3 protein-coding genes and 1 pseudogene are annotated in these 3,107 nt (G+C 32.1%); all 4 read right to left on the bottom strand.

The window, feature by feature from the left end; translation table 11 throughout:
- Positions 1 to 253, bottom strand: a pseudogene (locus IM477_RS16485) (type II toxin-antitoxin system VapC family toxin); the annotation flags it as partial.
- Positions 254 to 259: 6 nt separating this feature from the next.
- On the bottom strand, positions 260 to 472 hold the full coding sequence (locus tag IM477_RS16480; protein ID WP_287722544.1) for a hypothetical protein: 213 nt from the start codon (positions 470 to 472) through the stop codon (positions 260 to 262).
- A gap of 16 nt (positions 473 to 488) precedes the next feature.
- Positions 489 to 2,369 (bottom strand): AAA family ATPase, encoded by a 1,881-nt coding sequence (locus IM477_RS16475; protein ID WP_287722543.1) that lies wholly within the window; start codon positions 2,367 to 2,369, stop codon positions 489 to 491.
- Between the two features lie 15 nt (positions 2,370 to 2,384).
- Positions 2,385 to 2,612: a hypothetical protein gene (locus IM477_RS16470; RefSeq protein WP_287722541.1), complete on the bottom strand. Its 228-nt coding sequence runs from the start codon at positions 2,610 to 2,612 to the stop codon at positions 2,385 to 2,387.
- Between the last annotated feature and the right edge of the window lie 495 nt (positions 2,613 to 3,107).

The raw sequence follows: 3,107 nt of genomic DNA, 5'->3' as shown, positions 1-3,107 counted from the left end.
GGCTAAAAGGGATAATGGCGATCGCTTGGTAATTGATTGCTAGTTGCTGTAATCCTTGATAGGCAAAGATTTGTTCGTCTAATGTTTTTGCTTTAGCTAAAAAAGCAAGTCTTCCTCTAATCTGCTCTTCGTAGGTAATGACGGTAACGGCAACTTCAGGATCTTCTATTTCTGCAAGCTTGGCTAAGATTCGCTTTCCTTCTTGTCCATTGCGCTGAATGAGGCTGAGATGATCGGTGTCAAAAATATACATGATGTTCTATTCGACAGATTTGCGCCATTCTTGACCGAGGCGATTTGCTTCGTCAAAGGTGGGATCGTTTTCAAAGCTACCTGCGACTTTTAACCACCAAGGTGTTTTTTTCTGAACAAATACAGATAGCATCTGTCGCATTTGCGCGAGTTCTGTTTCTAGTGCGGCTACTCTAGTTTCTAGATGTTGTGATTTGTCTTCAAGCTGTTGAGAGAGCATAGAAATTTTTGATGAGTTAAGGTGATACAGACATTACATTTTCCTTTTGTAAGAATTTAATACATTCTGGAATCACAAAATCGGGGACAGTATTATATTTGTCAAAATTAAGAGAGCAAATATAATCATTTTCAACATGGAATTGCTCATCAATATATTTCATTAATGGATCATTAGTTATTTTTGATTTCAAGTTCATTATTACAACTAAAGTCCTAAATACTTGGAGTCGAAAATACATATTGTTTTCTGAGATGAACAATTGAATTAAACTATTTTTATTAAATACCTCATTTACATATTGTGTGTAATTAAAATCAGCTATATAACCTTTTATCAGCAGTTCACCTGACGTTACATCTGTTGGAAGTATCACAGTTTCGTCTCTATAAGTAGGTGTTTGATTTCCATGCAATAAGCAAGATAGTAAATTATAAGCCAATTTTTGAGGCTCACTTTGAGGTGAAATCTCTAAAAACTTTCTTAAGCTTACAATTCTGTGAACTTTATTCAAAGATTCATCTTTTGAGTTTTCCACCAATAATATTGGAAGAGCCTTTATATCATCTTGGGTTATTGGAGTCTCAGTTATAATACCTTTGCTATTCTTCAAGAAAGAAGCCTTGACGTATGCACTATTTGGTTTGTTATTTACAATGAAGTCGATTACTGGCTGAAAATCATGCGTTAACATTAACACTGTTTTTTTAAAAAAGCTCTTCCTGTTTGGTTCATTTACAAAAAGACGATTAATAATTGCATATTTCTTATTACTATCAAATGATGAAATAGGATCATCTAAGACAATAATGCTAGGGTTTTTACTAATAGCGTGATGCATAAATAGAACTAAAGCAAAAGCATTTCTCTCACCCCAACTTAAATGCGACTTTATATTTTGTACTTGCACAATATTTTCATCTTCATTTTGTGCAACATATTTTAGTGTGGTTTTTGTGTTATTTTCAGATTCAACAGATATCTCTAAACGATAATTAACTCCAGACATATAAAGGAATTCATTAATATCTTGAGTTGCTTTTTCCGTAGCTGAATTGATTAATCCTTTAAGTTGACCGATATCCCTTTTAAGAAGCAATATATCATTTAAAATTAGTTCAAGTTGACTATTAATAGAATCAATAACTTCTTTCACCTTTGCATTATTAAAAATTTCTAAAACAAGGAAGTCTATTTTTAATTCCTTTATTTTTTCGTCTAGCGTTGATATATCTTCTCTTTTTATATTAAAAGAATTGAATTTTAAAACATTTTCTACTTTCTTAACTAAGAACTCCAGATCAGCACGGAAACGCTTTATCCAGAGAATAATAGTTTCCTCATCTTTAGTATTTTTTATGCAGCTATATAAATTTTCACTTTTACCTTCATCCATATATTCTCTAACGTCATCAAAATATGAAATCATTTCTTTTATATTTTTTATATTAGATTTTGTGTATGATGAAACAAATAATTTCTTTTCGATTTCATGATTTTCGTCTAAATTATTTGTACAGAAAGGACAAATGCAAAGATCATCATACTTAAAGCCTTCGTTTTTCCAACCAGTCCATTCGATACTGTATTCTTTATCCATTAAAGGTTGAAACTTTTTAATATCATCAGGTAATTCAAATATACTATCTACACTTATCAAGCTTTTTAGCAATCCTGCTTTCTTTAAGTCACTTGAATTTGTTAATGTAAATTTTGATAAAACAGATTTTCCTACAGAAATTATTTTGGTTAAGACATCATTCGTTTGTGTGTAAGTACGAATATCTCTCAATCTTTCACTGACAGATTGTTCGTGCTCGTCATATTGTGGAGTTTTTATAAAGACATCAAAAGCATTTTTAATTACTTCACTTTCTTGAAAAAGAATCGAATTCACAAAATCTTCGTTAAACTATAGCACTTCATTTATGCTTTCAGGTTTTTCAATAGATGGGTTGAGACTACTCCCAAATGGCTTCAATACAGAAGGATTTCCAGAACTTGCAGCAAGATTAATCGCCTTTGCAATTGTTGATTTTCCAGTTCCATTAGTTGCATAGTAAATATTTAAAGATTCTTCAGCAATGTTGACTGTAGCAGAAGCGATATTGTTGCAATTACTAATTTTTATATTTAGCATGATGTTTTTGCCATTTATTTGACTTTAATATACATCGTATCATGTTTGTTTCTTCAAGACTCAGCATTGGCATAATCTCTGAAATAGCGATTGCACTGAGATATGAAGATTCACCATTCAATAAATACGAGCATCTAAAATACTCATAACCTAAGCCGAATAAGATCTGGATTTTGACCAACATAAATTTTGGAGATTATTTTCACACTTAATTCCCTAAAATCTAAAACAGCGACCATACCAAACTTGTCTCAAGGAGCGATCGCTGAAAACTTAATTTCAACTTTTTGATTGAGAGCGCCAGCAATTTTCTGTAACATTGACAGCGATCGCCCATCATAATCAGCATCCTCAAGCAAGAGCGATCGCCGATTGTTTAGTACCAACGCGATCGCTGTACAATGTTAGCAGTATCCAAATGCTAATGATTTTTTGTAGGACGGCAAAAATGAATGTGTCCATCTCCATAGACTTTTCCCAACTTAAAACAGTAAT

Origin of the sequence: Microcystis sp. M090S1 (assembly GCF_020246295.1) — a bacterium.
GTDB classification, from domain to species: Bacteria; Cyanobacteriota; Cyanobacteriia; order Cyanobacteriales; family Microcystaceae; genus Microcystis; species Microcystis aeruginosa.
The sequence above is the reverse complement of the archived record's forward strand: the minus strand, read 5'-3'. Positions and strand labels throughout refer to the sequence as shown.